The sequence below is a fragment of the Streptomyces sp. 7-21 genome, from assembly GCF_016741785.1.
GTDB lineage: Bacteria > Actinomycetota > Actinomycetes > Streptomycetales > Streptomycetaceae > Streptomyces.
Map to the genome: position 1 here is coordinate 1 of NZ_JAERRL010000029.1, position 2,418 is coordinate 2,418.

General features: G+C 73.2%; 1 protein-coding gene. It reads left to right on the forward strand.

Annotation, left to right across the window (positions count from 1 at the left end; all coding sequences use genetic code 11):
• A partial coding sequence (locus tag JK356_RS21390) for an Rne/Rng family ribonuclease (protein WP_236671717.1) occupies positions 1–2,418 on the forward strand: 2,418 nt, incomplete at both ends.

Genomic DNA, 2,418 nt, shown 5'->3' on the forward strand with positions numbered 1-2,418 from the left:
CCGGTGAGCCGGGGGAGGAGCCTGCGGCGGAGAAGCCGAAGAAGACGGCCAGGACCCGGCGCCGCGCGACCCGTGCCGAGGAGGCGCCGCAGCAGGACGAGGCCCCTTCGTCCAGCACGGAGACGCCGTCCAGCACGGAGAGCGGCATGGCCGCCGACGAAGAGGTCGTCCCCGAAGAGCCGCAGCCCTCGCCCCTCACCACGCCGCTGGCGCCGGCCGCCGTGTTCCGCGCGCCGGTCTTCCAGGCGCCCATGTTCCAGACCCCCGAGCGCGCCGCCGCGGAGGCCGCCCGCCAGGAGGCGGAGTCCGCCCCGGACGGGCCGGATGAAGAGGACGAGGCGCTCGAGGAGGAGACCGGGCAGGCGGCGTCCCCGACCGGTGAGACGCCCGAGGAGGACACCGAGGCCCAGGCTGAGCGCCCCGCGCGCCGGCGCCGCCGCGGTGGCCGCCGCCGTCGCCGCGGCGAGACCGCTGAGAAGGCCGCCGAAGCCGTGGCCGAGCAGGCCGGGGCGGACGCCGGCGAGGAGACCGAGAAGCCCGGGCAGCCGGAGCAGGCCGGGGAGCGGACCGAGGAGCAGGCCGAGCAGCCCGCCGCCGCTGCCGAGGAGCGCGAGGAGCCCGGCGAGGGCGAGGAGACGGCTGCCGCCGCCCAGCAGACCACGGAGGTCACCTCCGGGTCGCGCCGCCGCCGTCGCCGCCGCCGTCGCCGCGGTGAGGCCACCGAGGCCGCGGTGAGCCCGGACGATCCCGAGCGCACGGTGGTCAAGGTCCGCGAGCCCCGCAAGAAGCGTGAGGAGGGCGAGGCGGCCCCGGACGGCGTGCAGTCGATCAAGGGATCGACCCGCCTGGAGGCCAAGAAGCAGCGCCGACGCGAGGGGCGTGAGCAGGGCCGCCGCCGCGTGCCGATCATCACCGAGGCGGAGTTCCTGGCCCGGCGCGAGTCGGTCGAGCGCGTCATGGTCGTGCGGCAGACCGGCGACCGCACGCAGATCGGCGTGCTGGAGGACAACGTCCTCGTCGAGCACTTCGTCAACCGGGAGCAGTCCACCTCGTACGTCGGCAACGTCTACCTCGGCAAGGTGCAGAACGTGCTGCCGTCGATGGAGGCGGCGTTCGTCGACATCGGCAAGGGCCGCAACGCCGTGCTCTACGCCGGCGAGGTCAACTTCGAGGCGCTCGGCCTTGGCGGGGGCCCGCGCCGCATCGAGACGGCCCTGAAGTCCGGGCAGCCGGTGCTGGTGCAGGTCACCAAGGACCCCATCGGCCACAAGGGCGCCCGGCTCACCAGCCAGATCTCCCTGCCGGGCCGCTACCTGGTCTACGTCCCCGAAGGCTCGATGACCGGGATCAGCCGCAAGCTGCCCGACACCGAGCGTTCCCGGCTGAAGCAGATCCTCAAGAAGATCGTTCCCGACGACGCGGGGGTCATCGTCCGCACCGCCGCGGAAGGCGCCAGCGAGGAGGAGCTGACCCGTGACGTCGAGCGGCTCCAGGCGCAGTGGGAAGAGATCAAGCGGAAGGCCAAGAAGGGCAACGCGCCCGCGCTGCTGAACAGCGAGCCGGACATGACGGTCCGGGTCGTCCGCGACATCTTCAACGAGGACTTCTCGAAGGTCATCATCAGCGGCGACGAGGCCTGGGAGACGATCCACAGCTACGTCTCGCACGTGGCGCCCGACCTCGTGCCCCGGCTGTCGCGCTGGACGTCGGACGTGGACGTGTTCGCCACGTACCGCATCGACGAGCAGCTGATGAAGGCGCTGGACCGCAAGGTGTGGCTGCCCAGCGGCGGGTCCCTGGTGATCGACCGCACCGAGGCCATGGTCGTCATCGACGTCAACACCGGGCGCTTCACCGGCCAGGGCGGCAACCTGGAGGAGACGGTCACCAGGAACAACCTGGAGGCGGCCGAGGAGATCGTGCGGCAGCTGCGGCTGCGGGACCTCGGCGGCATCATCGTGATCGACTTCATCGACATGGTGCTGGAGTCCAACCGCGAGCTGGTGCTGCGGCGGCTGCTGGAGTGCCTGGGCCGTGACCGGACCAAGCACCAGGTGGCGGAGGTCACCTCGCTGGGCCTGGTGCAGATGACCAGGAAGCGGGTCGGCCAGGGGCTGCTGGAGTCGTTCTCCGAGCCCTGCCCGCACTGCAACGGCCGCGGCCTGCTGGTGCACATGGACCAGGCGCACTCGTCCGGCGGCGGAGGCGGCAAGAAGAGCAGGAAGCGCGCCAAGGCCGCGGCGGCGGCCGAACCGGCCGCTCCGGAGCCGGCGGCCGCGCCTGAGACCGAGCCCGAGGCCGTGCCCGTGCCGGAGCCCGAGCCGGTGCCGGCCGGGGTCTCCGAGGCGGAACCGGCACCTGAGCCGGTCGTGGAGCCGGTGCCGGCGGCCGAGCTGGCGGCACAGGCGGAGCCGGCCG